18 protein-coding genes are annotated in these 18952 nt (G+C 70.9%); 8 read left to right on the top strand and 10 right to left on the bottom strand.

What is annotated here, in order from left to right; genetic code table 11:
- The first annotated feature begins 5 nt into the window (after window positions 1-5).
- The 4 genes from RL72_RS07395 to RL72_RS07380 all read left to right on the top strand — a co-directional run bounded on the left by RL72_RS07395 (window position 6) and on the right by RL72_RS07380 (window position 5470).
- A complete protein-coding gene (locus tag RL72_RS07395; RefSeq protein WP_045250174.1) occupies window positions 6-797 on the top strand; it encodes an amino acid ABC transporter permease in 792 nt (263 codons plus the stop codon).
- The gene (locus RL72_RS07390) at window positions 794-1549 is read left to right on the top strand and encodes an amino acid ABC transporter ATP-binding protein (protein ID WP_045250173.1); all 756 of its coding nucleotides are present in this window, start codon (window positions 794-796) and stop codon (window positions 1547-1549) included. Before RL72_RS07395 ends, RL72_RS07390 begins: the two co-directional genes overlap by 4 nt.
- Window positions 1550-1703: 154 nt before the next feature.
- Window positions 1704-3005, top strand: coding sequence for an alpha/beta hydrolase (locus tag RL72_RS07385; protein WP_045250172.1), 1302 nt, complete (start codon window positions 1704-1706; stop codon window positions 3003-3005).
- Window positions 3002-5470 carry a bifunctional lysylphosphatidylglycerol flippase/synthetase MprF gene (locus tag RL72_RS07380; RefSeq protein ID WP_052674246.1) on the top strand — a complete coding sequence of 823 codons (2469 nt, stop codon included), beginning with the start codon at window positions 3002-3004 and terminating at the stop codon, window positions 5468-5470. Before RL72_RS07385 ends, RL72_RS07380 begins: the two co-directional genes overlap by 4 nt.
- A gap of 76 nt (window positions 5471-5546) precedes the next feature.
- Here RL72_RS07380 and RL72_RS07375 read toward each other — a convergent pair whose 3' ends face one another.
- Genes RL72_RS07375 through RL72_RS07360 form a run of 4 tightly spaced genes read right to left on the bottom strand, consistent with a single transcriptional unit; the run spans window position 5547 to window position 9500 of the window.
- Window positions 5547-6650 (bottom strand): ABC transporter ATP-binding protein, encoded by a 1104-nt coding sequence (locus tag RL72_RS07375; RefSeq protein ID WP_045250171.1) that lies wholly within the window; start codon window positions 6648-6650, stop codon window positions 5547-5549.
- The gene (locus RL72_RS07370; RefSeq protein WP_045250170.1) at window positions 6647-7444 is read right to left on the bottom strand and encodes an ABC transporter permease; all 798 of its coding nucleotides are present in this window, start codon (window positions 7442-7444) and stop codon (window positions 6647-6649) included. Before RL72_RS07370 ends, RL72_RS07375 begins: the two co-directional genes overlap by 4 nt.
- Window positions 7441-8376, bottom strand: a complete 936-nt coding sequence (locus RL72_RS07365; protein ID WP_045250169.1) for an ABC transporter permease — start codon at window positions 8374-8376, stop codon at window positions 7441-7443. The genes RL72_RS07370 and RL72_RS07365 overlap by 4 nt, the downstream gene beginning before the upstream one ends.
- Window positions 8355-9500, bottom strand: a complete 1146-nt coding sequence (locus RL72_RS07360; RefSeq protein ID WP_045250168.1) for an ABC transporter substrate-binding protein — start codon at window positions 9498-9500, stop codon at window positions 8355-8357. Before RL72_RS07360 ends, RL72_RS07365 begins: the two co-directional genes overlap by 22 nt.
- 176 nt (window positions 9501-9676) lie before the next feature.
- On the opposite strand from RL72_RS07360, the gene RL72_RS07355 reads away from it, so the two are divergent.
- Entirely contained in the window at window positions 9677-10129 is a 453-nt protein-coding gene (locus RL72_RS07355) for a hypothetical protein (protein ID WP_045250167.1), read from the top strand.
- A gap of 46 nt (window positions 10130-10175) precedes the next feature.
- Here RL72_RS07355 and RL72_RS07350 read toward each other — a convergent pair whose 3' ends face one another.
- Together RL72_RS07350 and aspS are read right to left on the bottom strand one after the other, a co-directional pair.
- Entirely contained in the window at window positions 10176-10694 is a 519-nt protein-coding gene (locus RL72_RS07350) for a GNAT family N-acetyltransferase (protein WP_045250166.1), read from the bottom strand.
- 151 nt (window positions 10695-10845) lie between these two features.
- On the bottom strand, window positions 10846-12642 hold the full coding sequence (gene aspS / locus RL72_RS07345) for an aspartate--tRNA ligase (RefSeq protein WP_045250165.1): 1797 nt from the start codon (window positions 12640-12642) through the stop codon (window positions 10846-10848).
- Between the two features lie 137 nt (window positions 12643-12779).
- Between aspS and RL72_RS07340 the strand changes: the two genes are divergently transcribed.
- The gene (locus RL72_RS07340) at window positions 12780-13175 is read left to right on the top strand and encodes a DUF5684 domain-containing protein (protein WP_045250164.1); all 396 of its coding nucleotides are present in this window, start codon (window positions 12780-12782) and stop codon (window positions 13173-13175) included.
- A gap of 19 nt (window positions 13176-13194) precedes the next feature.
- Window positions 13195-13818 carry a histidine phosphatase family protein gene (locus RL72_RS07335; RefSeq protein ID WP_045250163.1) on the top strand — a complete coding sequence of 208 codons (624 nt, stop codon included), beginning with the start codon at window positions 13195-13197 and terminating at the stop codon, window positions 13816-13818.
- Window positions 13819-13831: 13 nt separating this feature from the next.
- Here the strand turns inward: RL72_RS07335 and RL72_RS07330 are convergent, their stop codons facing one another.
- From RL72_RS07330 to RL72_RS07320, 3 genes are read right to left on the bottom strand one after another with little or no spacing between them, the layout of a single operon-like run.
- Window positions 13832-15112, bottom strand: coding sequence for a kynureninase (locus tag RL72_RS07330; RefSeq protein ID WP_045250162.1), 1281 nt, complete (start codon window positions 15110-15112; stop codon window positions 13832-13834).
- A complete protein-coding gene (locus RL72_RS07325; RefSeq protein WP_052674245.1) occupies window positions 15112-15981 on the bottom strand; it encodes an amidohydrolase family protein in 870 nt (289 codons plus the stop codon). The genes RL72_RS07330 and RL72_RS07325 overlap by 1 nt, the downstream gene beginning before the upstream one ends.
- A gap of 4 nt (window positions 15982-15985) precedes the next feature.
- Window positions 15986-16777, bottom strand: coding sequence for a tryptophan 2,3-dioxygenase (locus RL72_RS07320; protein ID WP_082072244.1), 792 nt, complete (start codon window positions 16775-16777; stop codon window positions 15986-15988).
- A 276-nt stretch (window positions 16778-17053) separates the two neighbouring features.
- Here RL72_RS07320 and RL72_RS07315 point away from each other — a divergent pair, with 276 nt between their 5' ends.
- A complete protein-coding gene (locus RL72_RS07315) occupies window positions 17054-17959 on the top strand; it encodes an EamA family transporter (protein WP_045250160.1) in 906 nt (301 codons plus the stop codon).
- A 140-nt stretch (window positions 17960-18099) separates the two neighbouring features.
- On the opposite strand, the gene RL72_RS07310 is transcribed toward RL72_RS07315, so the two are convergent.
- Window positions 18100-18846: a GntR family transcriptional regulator gene (locus tag RL72_RS07310; protein ID WP_045250159.1), complete on the bottom strand. Its 747-nt coding sequence runs from the start codon at window positions 18844-18846 to the stop codon at window positions 18100-18102.
- Between the last annotated feature and the right edge of the window lie 106 nt (window positions 18847-18952).

Here is an 18952-nt window from a genome sequence, read left to right as displayed (position 1 = left end):
CGCCGATGGCTCTGAAGAAGCGGACCCGCACGCGGGTCTATCACTACACCGTCTATGCGGTGATCGTCGCGCTCGTCGTGTGGGCACTGCTCGCCACCGACTGGCCGACGGTCGCCAAGCAGTTCGCGAATCCTGAGGTCGCGCTGAAGATGCTCCCGGGCATCATCACCGTCGGCCTCAAGAACACGCTGCTGTTCACGATCGAGTCCTTCGCCGGGGGCCTCGTCCTGGCGATCGTCCTGGCGCTGATGAAGCTCAGCAGCATCCCGCCGTTCCGCTGGGCGGCGACCGTGTGGATCGAGTTCTTCCGCGGCATCCCCGCGCTGATGACGATCTTCGGCTTCGCGCTCATGCTGCCGATCGCCCTGCACGTCAAGATCCCGGGCGGCCCGGTGGGAGCCGCGACGCTCGGACTCATCGTGGTGAGCTCGGCTTACATGGCCGAGACGATCCGCGCGGGGATCCAGGCCGTGCCGAAGGGGCAGACGGAGGCATCGCGGTCGCTCGGCATGTCGCCGACGCGGACCATGGTGTTCATCGTGCTGCCGCAAGGCTTCCGCATCATCATCCCGCCGCTGACGAACGAGTTCGTGCTGCTGCTGAAGGACACCTCGCTGTTCTTCATCGCGGGGGCGACCCCGCTCACCTATGAGCTGACGACCTATGCGCGCAACGGCCTGTCCACCTATGCGAACGCCACGCCGATGGTCATGGCGGCGCTGCTGTACCTGATCGTCACGATCCCGCTGACGCGGCTGACGGCATGGCTCGAGCGACGGATGGCGAGGGAACGATGACCACCGACCTGATCAACCTGAGCGCGCCCGCGATCGACATCCAAGGGCTCGTCAAGCACTACGGCGACAACGAGGTGCTCAAGGGCATCGACCTGACGGTCAACGCCGGCGAGGTCGTCTGCGTGATCGGCCCCTCCGGATCCGGCAAGTCGACGCTGCTGCGCTCGGTGAACATGCTCGAGGAGCCGACCGGCGGCAAGATCGTGATCGAGGGGATCGACATCACCGATCCCGACATCGACATCGATCGAGTGCGCGCGCGCATCGGCATGGTGTTCCAGAGCTTCAACCTGTTCCCGCACATGAGCGTGCTCGGCAATCTCACGATCGCCCAGCGCCAGGTGAAGAAGCGCGGAAAGGCCGAGGCGGAGAAGGTCGCCAAGGAGATGCTGGAGCGGGTGGGCATGGGCCACAAGGCCGACGCCTACCCGAGCCACCTCTCCGGCGGTCAGCAGCAGCGCGTGGCCATCGCCCGCTCGCTGTGCATGAATCCCGACATGATGCTCTTCGACGAGCCCACCTCGGCGCTCGACCCCGAGCTCGTGGGCGAGGTGCTCCAGGTGATGCGCACCCTCGCCGACGAGGGCATGACGATGATGGTCGTCACGCACGAGATGGGCTTCGCGCGGGAGGTCGGCTCGCGCCTGATCTTCATGGACGGCGGGCACATCCTCGAGGAGGGCGACCCCCGCGAGGTCCTGGCGAACCCGCAGCACCAGCGCACGAAGGACTTCCTGGCCCGCGTGCTGTGACCCGGTGAGACGCTCCGAGGACTTTACCCGTCCCCGGAGCGTCTCATAGGTTTCTCCAAGCCCGATCAGGGCGGGGGCACCGGTTCCCCCGAGGCGGCACGGATTACGATGGGTCGTCGCCCCGTCCGGAGGCGGGAAACGGAGCACGCCCTTCATGCCGCGCTGGTTGCTGGAGCTGAACCTGGTCGACGGACCCGTGCCCTGGGTCGTCTGGGGGATCGCAGCCGCGGGTGTGATCGCGCTGTTGATCCGCCCGCTCCGGCGCCGCTGGGCGGTGCGCGCGCTGATCGCTCTCGTGATCGGCGGCGTCCTCGGCTGGGCGATCGTCGCCGTGTCGGACGCGACGAACGCGTTCGAGCTTCCGCTGCCCTCCGCGGTCAAGTGGTGGACGATCGGCGGCTTCGCGGCGATCGGGCTGGCGATCGTGAGCCTGTGGGACTCCCGCTGGTGGCGCAAGGTCGTCGCGATCCTGACGATCATCGGCGCGGTGCTGTCGATGGGCATCGGCATCAACCAGGCCTTCGGGCTCGACCGCACCCTGGGCGACATCCTCGGCGTCAACACCCTGGGCGCACTCGACCATTTCGCGCCGCCCCTGAAGCCCGGTGAGGATCCGCCCGCGTCGCTCGCAGCGGTCTGGAAGGCTCCCGCCGACATGCCTGCCCGGGGCCGGTACGGTGCGCTGAGCGGCGACAATGCGCCCCGCTCGACCGCCGGCTTCACGCCCCGCAACGCGACGATCTACCTGCCGCCGGCCGCGCTCGTGAAGGATCCGCCCGCCCTGCCCGTCGTCGTGTTCATGATGGGGCTGCCCGGCTACCCCAACCCGCACCCGATGGTCGACGTCATGAACGAGTTCGCCGCGAAGCACGACGGCCTCGCGCCGATCGTCATCATCGCCGACCAGCTCGGCGCGCAGAACCAGAACCCGGGCTGCATCGACTCCGCGGCCTACGGCGGCGTCGAGACGTACTTCAACACCGACATCCCGAACTGGATCCGGGGGCACCTGCGCGTCCTGCAGGATCCGAAGTACTGGACGATCTCGGGGTACTCGAACGGCGGCGCGTGCGCCTTCATCTACGGCGCCAGGCATCCGGACATCTGGGGGAACATCGCCACCGCGTCCGGAGAGCCGTGGGCGGGCTTCGGGGATCCGAAGTCGGTGGAGAAGGTCTTCCGGGGCGACAAGGCGGCGTTCGACGCGAACAAGCCGCAGGCGATCCTCGCGGAGCACCCCGGCGCCTATGACGGGCACTACGCGATCTTCGCCGCCGGCGCGCTCGACAAGAAGTACGGCCCGGCGAACCGGGCGTCGGCCGACCTCGCCGAGGCGGCCGGGTTCACCACCACCTTCTATCTGGTCCCGAACGCCACGCACACGGGGCCGGGGCTGAGGGGCGGGCTCGAGAAGGCGTTCGACGTGCTGTACCCGCGGCTGGGGCTGGCCCGATGAGCGAGACGCTGCGGACGACCGCCGATGCCGTGGGCCGCCGGGTCGCGCGCTATGTGCGACAGCACCCCTTCGCGGTCTCGCTGAGCGCTCTCCTCGTGATCACGGGCCTCTCCTTCGGCACCCTCTGGGGACGGCGGCCGATCGGACTCGGCGTCAGCCCGCTGGTGCTGGGCCGGGAACGGCAGTGGTGGACGCCGCTGACCTCCCTGCTCGTGCCCAACTCCTGGGGCGGCCTCTTGCTGGCGCTGCTGCTCGCCCTGACCCTGCTCGCCTATGCCGAGCGCCTGATGGGCACCCTGCGGGTCGTCGTGTCGTTCCTCGTGACCGGCGTGCTCGGCGTGCTGCTCGGCGTCGGGATCCAGTCGCTCGCGTGGTCGTGGGGTCAGGTCTGGGCGCGCATCGACGCCCGCGGCGTCGTCTTCGACCCGTCGATCGGCATCCTCGGCGCGATCCTCGCCGGAAGCGCCTACGCCCCGGCGCTCTACCGTCGCCGCATCCGCCTGCTCGGCCTCTCCCTGCTGGTGACGTTCACGCTCTACGGCGGCGACGCCGACAGCGTCTACCGCCTCCTCGCCGCGCTCGCCGGACTGCTGCTCGGGGTGGTGCTCACGAGCGGCACGCCCCGACCTGCCGCTTACCGCAGCTCCTATCGGGAGACGCGCACGCTGATCGCGGCGATGGTGGCCGTCACGGGCCTCGGCCCCCTGATCGTGCTGCTCACCGGCGTCGGCATCGGACCGCTCGCCCCCGTGGTCGCGGGACTCCGCGGCGTGGACATCTCGGGGATCGCCGACGCGTGCGCGCGCAACAACGCCTCGGCGCACTGCGTCGCAGGCGTGACCACGGCCTTCGCCGCGGGGACCGGGGTCGTGCTGATGAGCCTCGTGCCGCTGCTGCTCAGCCTGATCGCCGCCTGGGGGCTGCGCTCGGGCCGCAGGGCGGCGTGGTTCCTCGCGATCGGCGTCAACGCGGTGATGGCGCTGCTCACCGGTATCAGCGTGGCGGTGCACTCGCTCAAGGAGACGACCGACGTCGTCGAGATCGATCGGCAGTTCCCCGGGTTCTCGGTGCTCGCGATCCTGATCCCGGTGGGGATGTGCATCCTGCTGGCGCTCACCCACCGACGGTTCGCCGTGCGCGCCTCTCGGCGCGCGGCACGGCGGTTCGCCCTCACGATCGGGATCGCGTTCCTGGTGCTCACCACGACCAACATGATCCTGGTGACCGCCGTCTCGCGGTCGCCGTCGTTCTGGTCGTCGCTGGGGACCACGCTGCGCCGGTTCCTGCCGACCATCATCGGCCGGCCCGGGTCGCACACCCCGCTCACCGGGTTCGCGCTCGTGCTGCACCGCGACGTCGGTGCGGTGTTCTGGATCGTCTTCGCCGTCGCCATGATCGGGCTGCTGCTGGGCCGGTCCCGCAAGACCGTGGAGGACGCGGAGCGCTTCCGCACCCAGCTGCGGGAGACCGACGGCGGCACGCTCGGATTCCTCGGCACCTGGGAGGGCACGGAGCACTGGTTCACCCGCGACGGCCGCGGCGCCGTGGCGTACCGGGTGGTCAACGACATCGCGATCGCCGTGGGGGATCCGGTCTGCACGCCCGGCGACGCCGCGCAGACGGTGCGCGGGTTCCTCGACTTCTGCGACGCGAACGCGTGGACGCCGGTGTTCTACAGCACGCACGAGGAGTTCCGGCCGGTCTTCCGGGCCCTGGGCTGGCGCGACATCTCGGTGGCCGAGGAGACGGTCGTGCCGCTGGACCGCTTCGAGCTCACCGGCAAAGTGTGGACGAAGGTGCGCCAGCCGTACAACCGGGGCCAGCGCGACGGCCTCACGACGCTCTGGACGACGTGGGAGAAGCTGCCGGCGGGCCTGGTCGCCCAGCTCGACGCGCTGAGCGAGCAGTGGATCGCCGAGAAGGCGCTGCCGGAGATGCGCTTCACCCTGGGCGGTGTCGAGGAGCTGAAGGATCCGGATGTCGAGATCCTGCTCGCGATCGGCCCGCAGGGGGAGCTCCAGGCGGTGACCAGCTGGATGCCGGTCTGGCGTGAGGGGGAGCTGATCGGTCGCACGCTCGACTTCATGCGCCGGGCGGACGGCGCGATGCCGGGGGTCATGGAGTTCGCGATCGCGTCGGCGGCGCTGCACATGAAGGAGCAGGGGCTCGCCGTGATGAGCCTGTCCGGCGCGCCGCTCGCCCAGACGGTGGACGGGAGCGCGGACGCCGAGGGCGACACGATCACCCGCCTGCTGGGCTGGCTCAGCCGCGTGCTCGAGCCGGCCTACGGATTCGCCTCGCTGCTGCGGTACAAGGGCAAGTTCAACCCGGAGTATCGCCCGATGTACCTGTTCTACGCCGACAACTCGCAGCTGCCCGCGATCGGGCTCGCGATCGGCCGGGCGTATCTGCCCGACGCGTCGCCGGCCGAGTACGTGGCGCTGGCGCGCTCGCTCGCCGGCTGAGCCGGACGCGCCGGCGAACGGCGGAGGCCGGCACGACGAAGGCGCCGCCCCCTCGGGGACGGCGCCTTCGTCATGCTCAGCGGGAGGAGGCGGGCGCGCTCCGGCGCACCGCCACGGGCTCGGCGTCGACCGCGAGCCCCACGACGTCGCCGTAGGCGGGACGGATCCGCGCCGCGTGCTGCACGCGGACCAGCGCGCCGTCCGCAGTGCGCACGAGCGTGCGCCGCATGCTGCCGAGGAACATACTCTCCTCGACGGATCCCGTCACCGCCGCGCCCGCGGCCTCGACCAGGCGCACGTTCTCGGGCCGCAGCAGCACGTCGACCTCGCCGCTCGCGGGCGTCTGCAGGGGGAGCTCCGTGCCCCACACGCGCACGCTCGACCCGTCGGCGAGCCCGCGGACCACGCTGGACAGGCCGACGAAGGCGGCGACGTGCGCGGTCGCGGGGCGCAGGTAGAGCTCCTCGGGGGTGCCGATCTGGTCGATCCTGCCCGCGTCCATGACGGCGATCCGGTCCGAGACGCTGAGCGCCTCCTCCTGGTCGTGCGTGACGAAGACCGTCGTGATCCCGAGGCGCAGCTGGATCCGGCGGATCTCGTCGCGCAGTTGCACGCGCACCTTCGCGTCGAGCGCCGACAGCGGCTCGTCCAGCAGCAGCACGCGCGGCTCGGTGACGAGGGCGCGGGCGAGCGCGACGCGCTGCTGCTGGCCGCCGGAGAGCTGGTGCGGATACTTGTCGGCGTGCGCGTCGAGGCCCACCAGGGCCAGCGCGTCGAGAGCCCGCTTGCGCGCCTCGGCCGTGGCGACACGGCGCCGGCGCAGGCCGAACGCGGTGTTGTCGAGCACGCGCAGGTGCGGGAACAATGAGTACGACTGGAACACCATGCCGAGGTCACGCTTGTTCGTCGGGACGCCGGAGACGTCCTTCCCGCCGAGCAGCACCGCCCCGCCGTCCGCGCTCTCGAGCCCGGCGAGCACGCGCAGCAGCGTCGTCTTGCCGCAGCCCGAGGGGCCGAGCAGGGAGACGAACTCGCCGGGCGCGATGTCGAGGTCGATGCCGTGCAGCACCTGGGTGCGGCCGTAGCTCTTCACGATGCCGTCGAACTGCACGCGGGTGCCGTCGGCGCGATCGGCGAGCAGGGAGTTGTCCGCAGTGCGGGGGAGCGCGGTGTCGCTCATGAGTCGGCCTTTCCGGAGCGGCCGCCGGCGGCGCGTCCGATGATGAGGAGCAGAAGGAAGCTGAACGCCAGTGCCATCAGCGCGAACATCGCCGGGGCCCAGCCGTCCTGCTTCTGCACGACCACGAGCGCCGTCTGCAGGACCTCGCGGTTCAGGAGGGAGGCGATGGTGAACTCGCCGAGCACGACCGCGATCGACAGCAGCGATGCGGCCAGCAGGCCCTGACGCAGGTTCGGCGCCAGCACGCGCAGCACGACCGTGAACCAGCCGGCGCCCAGCGAGCGCGCCGCCTCGGCGAGGGTCGTCATGTCGACCGCGTCGATGGAGGCCTGGATCGAGCGGTAGGCGAACGGCAGCACGGTGATGCCGTAGGCGAACGCGAGGGTCCAGGCGCCGGTGCCGAGCGAGCGCCCGATCTGCAGGTAGATCGGGGTGAGGCCGACGACCAGCACGATCGCCGGGATCGTGATCGGCAGCAGCACGGCGAACTCGAACACCGGGCGCAGGCGTGGGAAGCGCAGGTTCACCAGGATCATCGTCGGTGCGAGCAGCAGCAGGACGATCAGCACGGTCACGACCGCGAGGATCAGCGAGTTGCCGAGCCCGGTCCAGATCGGCTGGTAGACGGAGGCCTGCGCGGGGTCGCCGAGCGCGGCCCAGTGCTTCAGGGTGAAGGACCCGTCCTGCGCGCGGAACGTGTAGAGCAGGGTCGCGACCAGCGGGATCAGGAAGAACAGGCCGACCACGATCCCGATGATCCAGCGGGTGAGGGCGGAGGCGCCGAGACGGTTCATGACTGCCACCTCGACGCGCGGCGCTGGACCAGCGAGTACAGCCACATCACGACCGCCACGACCGCGATCATGCCGAGCGCGAGGGCACCGGCGAGGTTCTCCCGGCCCAGCACGGTCTCGCTCGTGAGCGCGGCGCGGATCTGCAGGGGCACGATCTGCGCCCCCTGGCTCGCGAGCGCCGCGGCCGTCGCGTAGGACGAGAACGCGTTCGCGAACAGGAGCAGGAAGCTCGCCAGGAACGCGGGGGCGAGCACGGGGATCCCGATCCGCAGCCAGAAGCTGGTCCGCGTGCCGCCGAGCGTCAGGTTCGCCTCGGCCCACTGGGGCTTCAGCGCCGACAGTGCGGGCATGAAGGTGATGACCATGAGTGGGATCTGGAAGTAGAGGTAGGGCAGGACGAGCCCCGGCAGCTCGTAGATCCACGGGCCGTCGGCGTAGAGCAGGATCCCGGCGTCCTTGAGCAGTTGGGTGATCACGCCCTGCAGGCCGATCGAGGCGATGAACATGAAGGCGAGCATCACGCCGCCGGTCTGCGCGAGCACGCCCGACGCCGCATCCACCACGGTGCGCACCGCGCCCGTGGGGCTCAGGCCGAGCAGCGCGTAGCAGACGAGGGCGCCGACGACGGCGCCGATCGCGGCGGTGAGCAGCGACAGGCCCGCCGAGTTCGCGAACGTGAGCAGGACGGTGGGATCCCCGAGCGCGGAGAGGTTGCTCCAGGTGAACGATCCGTCCCGAGTGAAGAACCCGGTGCCCACTGCGAGCAGCGTCGGCAGGGCGAGGAACAGCAGCAGGTACGCGGCGAACGGCATGAGACCGAGGGCCGCGAGCGCGGACGACCCGCGCCGGGCCGAAGCACGAGGCTTCGACCCGGCGCGGGGTGCGGCGGATGCCGCGAGGGTGGAGGAGGTCACTGGACCGCCGCGGCCCACTTCTCGCCGAGCAGCTTGCCGGCAGCCGTGCTCTGCGCCTCGGTGGGAACCACGGTGTCCTTCGGAGCGGCCGGCAGCGCCGCCGCGAGCGTCTTGTCGATCGTGCCGGCCTTGGTCATCGCGTCCATGCGGGCCGGTCGCGCGCCGCCCTTGAGCCACAGGTTCTGGCCCTCGTCGCTGTAGAGGAACTCCTGCCACAGGCGCGCTGCGGCCGGGTGCGGGGCGGTCTTGTTGATCGCCTGGTTGTAGTAGCCCGCGTAGCCCGTGCCGGGCAGGACGACCGTCTTCCAGTTCTTGTTGTCCTTGACGTGGGCGGCGTTCAGGTAGTCCCAGTCGAAGACGACGGGGGTCTCGCCGCTGGCGACCGTCGCGGTCGTGACGTCGACCTTGAGCAGGTTGCCCGCCTTCTGCAGCTCCGAGAAGAAGTCGATGCCCTTCTGGTAGTCGTCGAGCTTGCCGCCGGACTGCACGGTGGCCAGGCCCACGGCCGCGAACGCCGCGCCCGCCTGGGTCGGGTCGCCGTTGAGGGCGACGGCGCCCTTGTACTCGGACTTCTTCAGGTCGTCGAGCTTCTTGGGCTCCGGGAACTTCGAGGAGTCGTAGCCGATCGACATGTACCCGCCGTAGTCGCCCGTGAACAGGCCGGACTTGTCCTTGAGGTTCTCGGGGATGTCGTCCCACTTCTCCACCTTGTACGCCGCGAACTTGTCGGTGTTCTGCAGCGTCACGGTGAGACCGAGGTCGAAGACGTCGGGAGCGGTGTCGAGGCCGTCGTTGGTCTTGGCAGCCTGGATCTCCTCGGCGCTGGAGGCGTCGGGGGAGGCCTCGTTGATCGAGATCTTCGGGTACTTCTTCTTGAACGCGTCGATGATCTCGCCGTAGTTGGCCCAGTCGTGCGGGAGCGCGATCACGTTGAGCTTGCCCTCGGCCTCGGCGGCCTTCTGCAGGTCGGCCAGCGACCCGAAGTCCTTGAGGGACGTCGCGGTCGACGCCTTCGCGCCGGTGCCGGCGCTGCCGGTGGGGTCGGCGGACGCGGATCCGGAGCAGGCGGAGAGCAGGAGCGCGGCACTGGCGGCCAGCGCGATGCCGGCGCCGATGCGCGCGCGACGGTTGCTGATGAGCATGATTTCCTCTCGGTGTCCGGCGCGGGCGCCGGGGTCGGGTCGAGAGGAATGTACGGCGGGCGGGTTACCGGCGTTGCGGAGGCGGGTGAACGTGCGATGAACGGCAAGGATCCGATCCGCTCCGTGGAGGCCTGCTCGACTACCGTCCCCGTCTCGCGACTGGTTGGATCGAAGGCATGGACCTTCCCGACGCGATCGAGCTCGACGCCGCCACCCTCATCCGCATCGACGCGCCCGAGGGCATCGCGTGCTGGGTGGCGGGGATCGAAGGCGGTGACGGCGGCGGGACCGTGAGCATCGTGGCCGAGCCCGCCGAGGCGCCGACCGCGGAGGCGCTCGAGACGGCTCAGGGCATCGCATCCGAATTCGCGGCGCTCGTCGACGCGGCCACGGCGTTCCTCGCCGAGGAGCTGGCCGGGCCGGCGCTGTCCGCGCGCGATCAGGCGCTCCTGGCGGGGGAGCAGCCGCCCTTCGGCGCGCCCGAGGCGGTGGTGTGGCAGGACGGCACCTGGATGCTGCGCTTCGCGGAGAGCGCCCTGGAGATCGGGGAGGAGTACGGGATCGGCGTCATGTTCGCGGGCCGCACACCCGTCGCCGTCGAGGACCTGTCGGATCCCGACGAGGCGTGACGCCCCGGCCCGGAGCGAGGCGCGCCGCGCCGCGACGAGGAGTCGGTCAGCGTCCGGCAGGCGCCTGGTATTTGAAGCCGCGGTGGGAGCCGGCGAAGCCGAGGCGCTCGTAGAACCGGTGCGCATCGACGCGCTTCGCGTCGGACGTGAGCTGCACGAGCGGGCTGCCGAGCTCCGCGGTGGCGACATCCATGACCCAGCGCATCAGCGCGGATCCGACGCCGCTCGAGCGCAGCTCCGAGCTCACGCGCACGGCCTCGACGAGCAGGCGGGTGGATCCCTGGCGGGACATCCCGGGGATGCGGGTCAGCTGGAACGTGGCGACGACGGCGCCGTCGTGCTCGGCCACGAGCAGGTCGTTGGAGTCGTCGGCGAGCACCGATTGCAGTCCCGCGGCGTAGGCGGGCAGGTCGTCGTCCGATGCGGTGTCGCCGCGCGCGGCGCTGATCGCGTCATCGGCGAGCAGCGCCACGATCGCGGCGGTGTCCTCCCCGTGCGCGCGGCGCAGCGTCACCGCGCCGATCCGGGTGTCGAGCGGGACCGGGAGCGTCAGTGCGGCGAGCATGATCCGATCCTTTCACGCGAGGAAGACCCGCCCCTCCGGACGGTGAGCGAGCGGCGGCGCAGCCGGAGCGAGACGAGACGCGGTATCGCTGAGGGACCGCGTCTCGTCTCGGGCGGCTTCGCCGTCCTCGCTCGACGACCCCGGGGGTCGGTCAGGCCTCGACGGGCTCGAGGGCGTCGTCCTCCGCGACCGCGTCGACGCCGGCCTCCTTGCGCTGCTCCGCGGTGATCGGGGCGGGCGCTGCGGTGAGCGGGTCGAAGCCGTTGCCGGTCTTCGGGAACGCGATGACCTCGCGGATCGAGTCCGTCTTGGACAGGTGCTGCAGCACGCGGTCCATGCCGAGCGCGATGCCGCCGTGCGGCGGGGCGCCGAACTTGAACGCGTCCAGCAGGAAGCCGAACTGCTCCTGCGCGACCTCGTCGGAGAGGCCCATGACCTCGAAGACGCGCTTCTGGATGTCCTCGCGGTGGATGCGGATCGAGCCGCCGCCGAGCTCGGAGCCGTTGCAGACGATGTCGTACGCGTAGGCGAGAGCGGATCCGGGGTCGGTGTCGAACGTCGCCTCGAACTCGGGCTTCGGACCCGTGAACGCGTGGTGCACGGCCGTCCAGGCGCCGGCTCCCACGGCGACGTCGCCCGACGCCACCGCATCGGCGGCCGGCTCGAACATCGGCGCGTCGACGACCCAGGTGAACGCGAAGACGTCGGGGTCGAGCAGGCCCAGGCGGCGTCCGATCTCGACGCGGGCGGCGCCGAGCAGAGCGCGCGACTCCTTCGCGGAGCCGGCCGCGAAGAAGGCGCAGTCGCCCGGCTTCGCGCCCACGAGCTCGGCGAGGCCCGCCTGCTCGGTCTCGGAGAGGTTCTTGGCGACGGGGCCGCCGAGCGTGCCGTCCTCGTTGAAGAGGACGTAGGCGAGGCCGCGGGCGCCGCGCTGCTTGGCCCAGTCCTGCCAGGCGTCCAGCACCTTGCGGGGCTGCGCGGCGCCGCCGGGCATCACGACCGCGCCGACGTAGTCGGCCTGGAACACGCGGAAGGTCGTCTCGGAGAAGTACGAGGTCGCCTCGACCAGCTCGAGGCCGAAGCGCAGGTCGGGCTTGTCGGAGCCGTACTTCGCCATCGCCTCGGCGTAGGTGATCCGCGGCAGCGGGGTCTGCACCTCGACGCCGATCGTCGCCCACATCGCCCGGACGACGGCCTCCATCATCTCGATGACGTCCTCCTGGTCGACGAAGGCCATCTCGATGTCCAGCTGGGTGAACTCGGGCTGACGGTCGGCGCGGAAGTCCTCGTCGCGGTAGCAGCGCGCGATCTGGAAGTACTTCTCGACGCCGCCCACCATGAGCAGCTGCTTGAACAGCTGCGGGCTCTGCGGCAGGGCGTACCAGCTGCCGGGGTGCAGGCGCGCGGGCACGACGAAGTCGCGCGCGCCCTCCGGCGTGGAGCGGGTGAGGGTCGGCGTCTCCACCTCGGTGAAGCCGCGCTCGTGCAGCACGTCGCGCGCCGCCTTGTAGACCTTCGAGCGCAGCTGCAGCGGGGCGATGGCGGCCGGGCGGCGCAGGTCGAGGTAGCGGTGCTTGAACCGCACGTCCTCGCCCACGGGGTCGGTCTCGGCGAGGCCCGAGGACACCTGGAACGGCAGGGGGGCCGACTCGTTCAGCACGACCACGTCCTGCGCCACGATCTCGATCTCGCCGGACGGCAGGTTGGGGTTCTCGTTCCCGGCCGGGCGGCGGGAGACCTCGCCGGTCACCCGGAGCACGAATTCGCTGCGCAGCGGGTGCGCGATCTCCTCGTCGCGGATGACCACCTGGGCGATCCCGGAGGCGTCCCGCAGATCGATGAAGGCGACTCCTCCGTGATCACGACGGCGATCGACCCACCCCGCAAGGGTGACGGTCTGACCGATGTGCTCGGCTCGCAGTGAGCCTGCCGTGTGGGTGCGAAGCACGGAATACGCCTCCAACTAGGGAAAAGGGATCCCCGTCATTCTACGGGGACGGGCCGGATGCCTCGTGGGGAGCGGATGCGCATCACTAGACTCGCGGCAGCACCACCCATCGTCCGACCCCCTGGAAGGCGCTACACATGCACATCCTCCCCACCGACGACCCGACCGACGCCGCGGGCAACATCTACGCCTCGCTGTTCTCCGGCACCACGAGCGTCTTCGCGCTGATCTTCTACGTGATCGTCGTGATCGCGCTCTGGAAGGTCTTCACCAAGGCCGGCTACGCCGGCTGGCTCGCACTGATCCCGATCGTCAACCTGATCTTCCTGATCAAGATCGCCGGCCTGAGCGGCTGGTTCGTGCTGCTGTACCTGATCCCGATCGTGAACATCGTGATGTCGATCATCGTGGCGATCAAGCTGGGCAAGAACTTCGGCAAGGGCGGCGTCTTCTCGTTCTTCCTGCTCTGGCTGTTCTCGTTCATCGGGTACTTCATCATCGGGTTCGGCTCGGCCCAGTACCGCCGCGCCTGAGCGGACGCCTTCTGAGCTGATGCCCGCGGATCGCCTGCACCTCGTCCGGCACGGAGAGGTCTTCAACCCTGCGCACGTGCTGTACGGGCGGCTGCCCGGGTACCACCTCAGCGACGAGGGTCGGCGGATGGCACAGGCCGCCGCCGACCACGTCGCCTCCCTCCAGCGGCCGGTGTCGACGCTGCGCTGCTCCCCGCTGGAGCGCACCCAGGAGTCGGCCGCGCCGTTCGCGGACCTCTTCGGGATCGCCCCGGTGCTCGACGAGCGCATCATCGAGCCCTGGAACGTGTTCGAGGGCACGCAGATGCGCCGGGCGCTGATGAACCCGTGGAACTGGCGGCACCTGCGCCGCCCCGCGCTGCCGAGCTGGGGCGAGCCCTACGCATCGATCGCCGCGCGCATGCGCGACGCGATGGACGAGGCCTGGCACGACGCCGACGGCGGAGACGTGGTGTTCGTCTCGCATCAGGCGCCGATCTGGATCACCCACCTGTCCGTCGCGGGGCTGCCGCTGCGGCACGATCCGCGCACCCGACGCTGCGCGCTGAGCAGCGTCACGTCGTTCGAGCGCCTCGGCGACGTGTGGCGCGAGGTCGCCTACGCCGAGCCCGCGCCGGTCGGCATCGACCTCGGCGCGGTCTAGACGCGCGTGCCGCTCAGCGGCCCCCGAGGGCGAGCGCGTCCCGCACGGCGACCACGCCGCGTAGCGTCTCCTCGTGCGAGGTGCTGAGCGGGGACAGGCCGAGGCGGATCCCGTCCGGGAACCGGAAGTCGGGGATGACGCCCTCGCCCCAGAGGCGCTGCGTCACCGCCTGGAACTCGGGGTGGCCGATCGTGATGTGACCGCCGCGCAGCGCGCTGTCGCGCGGGCTCAGCAGCCGCACGCCGAGCGGGGCGAGCACCTCGTCCGCGGCGCGCACGGCGAAGTCGGTGAGGGAGACCGACTTGGCGCGCACCGCCGCCATGCCCGCCTCGGCGATCAGGTCGAGCATCGCCTGCATCGCGAGCATGCTCGTCACCGGCGGGGTGCCGCTCAGCAGCTGCCGGATGCCGGGCGTCGGCGCGTACCGCGGCCCCATCGCGAAGATGTCGGCGGCGCTCCACCAGCCCTGGATCGGCTGGCGGATCTGCGCCTGCAGATCCCGGCGCACGTAGGCGAACGCGGGGGATCCCGGCCCGCCGTTCAGGTACTTGTAGGTGCAGCCGACGGCGAGGTCCGCGCCCCAGGCGTCGAGCTGCATGGGCACGGACCCGGCCGAATGGCACAGGTCCCAGAGCACCAGCGCGCCGGCGTCGTGCACCTGCGCCGTGATGGCGGCCATGTCGGCCAGCGCCCCGGAGCGGTAGTCGACGTGGCTGAGCACCACCAGCGCGGTGCGCGCGGACAGCACCGGCACCAGGTCGTCGACCGTCACGCCGCGCACGGGATCCGGCTGCACCCAGACGAGATCCATGCCCAGTTCCGCGGCGACGCCTGCGGCGATGAAGCGGTCGGTGGGGAAGTTGCCCTCCTCGATCACGATTTCGGTGCGCGCGCCGTCCGGGCCCGCCGGCGCGCCGGCCGCGGCCGCTCCGGCGCGGATGAGCTTGTACAGCAGCACGCTCGTCGAGTCGGCCACGATCGTCTGCCCCGGGGCGGCGCCGAGCGTCACCTCGGCGATGCGGTCGCCCAGACGCTCGGGGAGGTCCATCCACTGCTCGTCCCAGGAGCGGATGAGGCGGGTGCCCCAGTCCTCCCGCACGAAGGCGGCGAGCCGCTCGGGCACCACGGCGAGCGGACGGCCCAGCGAGTTGCCGTCGAGGTAGGCCTGCACGCCCGGCGCCTCCAGGAACGCGTCGAGGTGCGCGTGCAGCGGGTCGGCGGCGTCGAGGGCGCGCGCCTCGGAGAGCAGCGCTGCGTCGGTGTCCGTGGGGGAGGGGACGGCGTGGTCGCTCATCAGGTGCCTTCCGGGTCGGCGGATTCGAGGTGGACGGGTTCGATGTCGAAGGGATCGGCGTCGCGCGCGGGCATGAGGAAGCGCCGGCCGGTCGTGGCGGCCACGGGGACGAGGGCGCGGATCAGCGCCGCGCCGCGGATCCCGGCCTCGCGCAGCGCGTCGAGCTCGAGCGGGTTCAGGTCGACCGGGGTGTCGCCGTTGCCCATATCGGTGCCGTACCGGACGGTGCCTCCGTGGGCGTGGAAGCGGCGCACGTTGTCGATCGCGATCTCGCGCGCGTCTCCGTCGTGGATGCCGAGGGTCGAGATCCAGGCGATCCGCCCGGCCTGACGGGCCACCTCGTCGTCGCTCAGCCGCTCCGTGAACGGGGCGTGCGCGAGCGCCCGCACGCCGAGCCGTGGCATGCGCTGCGCTTCGCCCGGCCCCTCCGCGTGCGCGACGACCGGCAGCCCGAGCTCGTCGGCAGCGCGGACGATCCCGGCGAGGAGCTCGTCGCTGAACACCGGTCCCGCGGTGCTGTTGCTGGCGACCTTGATGACCGAGGCGCCCGCCGCCTTCATCTCGGCGACGGCGGCGGCGGCATCGGCGACGGTCGCCACCTCGCGCACGGATCCGCGCGGCGCCCACGCCCGGTCGGAGGGGTATCCGCCCGGCGGGGTCAGGAACGCGCCCGCATACGAGATCGAGATGCCGCCGGGGTCGTGGCCGAAGCGTGCGGAGACCGCGCCGGCGATGCGGGCGATCTCGACGGGGTCCGAGCCGAGGTCGAGGCCGCGGCCGAGGCGCGTCTCCTCGAGGTGCGTGGTGTCCACGAGCTGCAGATGCACATGATGATCGGTGAATCCGCCGATGTACAGGGCCTCCGCCATGCGGTCACCGCCCGATCTCGGTGCGCACGGCGTACAGCTCGGGGAAGAACGTGAGATCCAGCGCGCGCTGCAGGAAGTCGACGCCGCTGGATCCGCCGGTGCCGATCTTGCGGCCGATCGTGCGCGTCACGGTGCGCAGGTGCCGGAAGCGCCAGAACTGGAAGTTGTCCTCGACGTCCACGAGCTCCTCGCACGCCTCGTAGAGGTCCCAGTGCTCGTGCGGGTTCTCGTAGACCTGGGTGAGCACCGGCACCAGAGAGTCGTGCATCCGGTACGGCTCGCGCACATCGCGCTCCAGGATCTCGGCCGGGATCGGCAGCCCGCGCCGCGCGGCGAAGCGGAGGAACTCGTCGTACAGCGTGGGGCGCTCCCACTCGGCGGTGAGCATCGCGAGGTTCCCGGGGTGGTCGCGGAAGACGCCCAGCATCCGCTCGTTCTTGTTGCCGAGCGCGAACTCCACGGCGCGGTACTGCACCGACTGGAACCCGGACGAGTTTCCGAGGTCGCCGCGGAACTCCGCGTACTCGGTGGGCGTGAGGGTCGCGAGCACCGACCACTGCTGGGTGAGCACCTCCTGGATGTGCTTCACCCGGGCCATGTGCTTGAGCGCGGAGCGCAGGTCGTCCTCGGCGAGGCGGTCGCGCGCGGTGCCGAGCTCATGCAGCACGAGCTTGAGCCACAGCTCCGTCGTCTGGTGCTGGATGATGAACAGCATCTCGTCGTGATGCTGCGGCACGCTCACCGGATGCTGCGCGCTGAGCAGGCGATCCAGGTCGAGGTAGGAGCCGTAGGTCATCCGATCCTTGAGATCGGTGACGATGCCCTCCTCGAGCGCGCGTTCGTTGTCCGCCACCGGCGACCTCCTCGTCGTGAACGACTCCAGTATTCCATCGGCGACTGTGGAGGATCCTGAGCCGGGTTAGGGTGAGGGGGACAGCGCCTAGGGTTCCGGGGTCCGCCCGCCTGGTCCGAGCGGCGCCATGTCGGCCCTCCGTGGGGCGGGCGTCATCTGAACGGACAAAAGCCTGGAGGAACCACGTTCGTCGCGCCCGCGGCGGATGGAGGGTTCCCCATGTCGCTTCTCGCCTTCGTCCTCGTCTTCTCCGCCGCCGTCGCGCACGCCGGCTGGAACGTGCTCGCGCACGGCGTCAGCCGCGCCGGCTATCCGTTCCTGTGGTGGGGCGCCGTCTCCAGCACGATCGTCTGGATCGGCGCCGTGCCCGTCACGGGCGGCGTCGGGACGACCGATCTGGGAGCCTTCCTCCTCGGCGTGCTCGTGTCGAGCGTGCTGCACGTCGCCTACATGGTCGTGCTCCAGCACGGCTACCGGGTCGGCAACCTCTCGACCGTGTACGCGACCGCGCGCGGCACCGGGCCGTTCCTGTCGGTGATCATCGCGATGCTGCTGTTCGGCGAGCGGCCCACCCCTCTCGCCCTGGTGGGCGTGGGCGTCGTGATCGCGGGAATCGTCGCGATCGGGTTCGTCGACCGTGCCGGATCCGCGACGGCGAGGGCCTCGGAGATCGAGGGAAGGGGCGCCGGGGCGGTACGGCCCAGGATCGACCCGGGACTCCTGTTCGGGCTGCTCACCGGCGTCGCGATCGCGGGCTACACAGTGTGGGACGCGTTCGTCGTGCGCTCGCTGTCGCTGAACCCGGTCGCGTTCATGGTGGGGACGACGCTCGTGCAGATCCCGTTCTACTCGTTCGCCGTGCGCGGGCGCTGGAGGGCGGTGGCGGCGCTCGGCCGGATCCAGTGGCGGCGGATCCTCGCCTTCGGCATCCTCTCGCCGCTGTCGTACATCCTGGTGCTGCACGCCGTGCAGCTCGCCCCGGTCGCGCTCGTCGCACCGCTGCGCGAGGTGAGCGTGGTGCTGGTCAGCCTGTTCGGCGCCTTCGTGCTGCACGAGGGGAAGCCCGCGTGGCGGGTGGGCGCGTCGGCGGTGGTCGTCGCCGGGATCGCCCTGCTCGCGGTGTGAGAGCCGGCTCCTCCGGACGCACTCCGCCCCCCGGGGAGGAACGCCCGGAGAGCCACCGGTCGTGCGACACATCGTACACTCAATCAAGCCGGTCGGCTTAGTTGGCGGACGTGCGGCCCGAGACCCGCCCCGCGCGGGCTTCAGCCGCCGACCGCGCGCAGGTACTGGCCGTCGGGGGAGATCCCGGATCCGGAGACCGTGAAGCGCACGATGCTGGAGAGGTAGCGGTCCTCGCTGGCCTCGAAGATCCGGCCCTCGGCATCGCGGGAGGTGCGGCTGAGGCGCAGGATCGGGGTGCCCGGGGGCACCTGCAGCAGCGCGGCGTCCTGCTCGTCGGCCGCGACCGCGTCGATCTCGTGCTGCAGACCGACGATCGGATGCCCCTGCGAGGCCAGGAACTCGGTGATCGAGATCGCGTCCGTGTCGACCGACAGCAGCAGGCGGCCGACCTCCTCCGTGTAGAACAGCCGCTCGAGCATGGTCGGGCGGTCGTCGAGGAAGCGCAGCCGGGTGACGCTCACGATCGTGTCGTCCGGATCCACGCCGAGCGCCTGCGCCTTCTCGACGCCCGCACGGCGCAGGCTCAGCTCCTGCGTGCGCGCCCCCGGGCGCGCGCCCAGCTCGCGCGCCCACCGCGTGAAGGGCACGGACACGTCCACGGCCTGCGTGGCCTTGCGCTCCACGACGCGGGCCGGGCGTCCGCGCGCCGTCTCGATGAGACCCTCCGCACGCAGCGCCGCGAGCGCGTTGCGGATCGGGCCGCGCGAGGTGCTCCAGCGTTCGGCGAGCTCGGCCTCGGTGGGCACGGCGTCGCCCGGGCGCAGCCGGCCGGAGGCGATCCTGGCGCGCAGGTCGTCGGCGATCTGGGTGTAGACAACCTCGGGCACATAGGCATACTACTTCGTCGCATGGTCCGGAGGCTGCCCTGTTCCTGCCGTGTTCATTCAGGAGAATCGCCGGTGAACAGTCGAGGAACAGTGCCGAGTTAGGTAT

It is taken from the genome of Microbacterium azadirachtae, assembly GCF_000956545.1.
GTDB classification, from domain to species: Bacteria; Actinomycetota; Actinomycetes; order Actinomycetales; family Microbacteriaceae; genus Microbacterium; species Microbacterium azadirachtae.
This window is presented reverse-complemented; position numbering and strand designations above follow the sequence as displayed.

Bases quoted from the DNA above. Each gene is read 5' to 3' on its own strand.
- RL72_RS07395 (WP_045250174.1), top strand. From the start codon at position 6: ATGGCTCTGAAGAAGCGGACCCGCACGCGGGTCTATCACTACACCGTC.
- RL72_RS07390 (WP_045250173.1), top strand. From the start codon at position 794: ATGACCACCGACCTGATCAACCTGAGCGCGCCCGCGATCGACATCCAA.
- RL72_RS07385 (WP_045250172.1), top strand. From the start codon at position 1,704: ATGCCGCGCTGGTTGCTGGAGCTGAACCTGGTCGACGGACCCGTGCCC.
- RL72_RS07380 (WP_052674246.1), top strand. From the start codon at position 3,002: ATGAGCGAGACGCTGCGGACGACCGCCGATGCCGTGGGCCGCCGGGTC.
- RL72_RS07375 (WP_045250171.1), bottom strand. From the start codon at position 6,650: ATGAGCGACACCGCGCTCCCCCGCACTGCGGACAACTCCCTGCTCGCC.
- RL72_RS07370 (WP_045250170.1), bottom strand. From the start codon at position 7,444: ATGAACCGTCTCGGCGCCTCCGCCCTCACCCGCTGGATCATCGGGATC.
- RL72_RS07360 (WP_045250168.1), bottom strand. From the start codon at position 9,500: ATGCTCATCAGCAACCGTCGCGCGCGCATCGGCGCCGGCATCGCGCTG.
- RL72_RS07355 (WP_045250167.1), top strand. From the start codon at position 9,677: ATGGACCTTCCCGACGCGATCGAGCTCGACGCCGCCACCCTCATCCGC.
- RL72_RS07350 (WP_045250166.1), bottom strand. From the start codon at position 10,694: ATGCTCGCCGCACTGACGCTCCCGGTCCCGCTCGACACCCGGATCGGC.
- RL72_RS07340 (WP_045250164.1), top strand. From the start codon at position 12,780: ATGCACATCCTCCCCACCGACGACCCGACCGACGCCGCGGGCAACATC.
- RL72_RS07335 (WP_045250163.1), top strand. From the start codon at position 13,195: ATGCCCGCGGATCGCCTGCACCTCGTCCGGCACGGAGAGGTCTTCAAC.
- RL72_RS07330 (WP_045250162.1), bottom strand. From the start codon at position 15,112: ATGAGCGACCACGCCGTCCCCTCCCCCACGGACACCGACGCAGCGCTG.
- RL72_RS07325 (WP_052674245.1), bottom strand. From the start codon at position 15,981: ATGGCGGAGGCCCTGTACATCGGCGGATTCACCGATCATCATGTGCAT.
- RL72_RS07320 (WP_082072244.1), bottom strand. From the start codon at position 16,777: ATGACCTACGGCTCCTACCTCGACCTGGATCGCCTGCTCAGCGCGCAG.
- RL72_RS07315 (WP_045250160.1), top strand. From the start codon at position 17,054: ATGTCGCTTCTCGCCTTCGTCCTCGTCTTCTCCGCCGCCGTCGCGCAC.